The organism is Pseudomonas sp. SIMBA_067, assembly GCF_046534675.1.
Lineage (GTDB): Bacteria > Pseudomonadota > Gammaproteobacteria > Pseudomonadales > Pseudomonadaceae > Aquipseudomonas > Aquipseudomonas putida.
Genome location: NZ_JAWRYH010001207.1, coordinates 1 through 241, shown reverse-complemented (window position 1 = coordinate 241; position 241 = coordinate 1). Strand labels below are relative to the sequence as shown.

Genomic DNA, 241 nt, shown 5'->3' with positions numbered 1-241 from the left:
CTAGGTTTTTTTGATGGTTTAGCTGGGCCTGGAACGGGAACTTTTTGGACTGCCTCAAACGGTATGCTTTATAAAATGAGTTTGCTACTTAATTGTGGTTTGGCGCGTTCAATGAATTTTGTTTCTAACTTTATCTCGCTGATCACCTTTGTTGCACTTGGCCATGTTAACTTTTTACTGGGAATTACAATGGGCTTCTTTATCATGCTTGGTGCATGGTTTGGCGCACATTCAGCGATTC

At 41.1% G+C, this 241-nt stretch carries 1 protein-coding gene; it reads left to right on the top strand.

Going from position 1 to position 241, the window contains the following annotated elements; genetic code table 11:
- A partial coding sequence (locus tag SB765_RS33120; protein WP_410932960.1) for a TSUP family transporter occupies window positions 1–241 on the top strand: 241 nt, incomplete at both ends.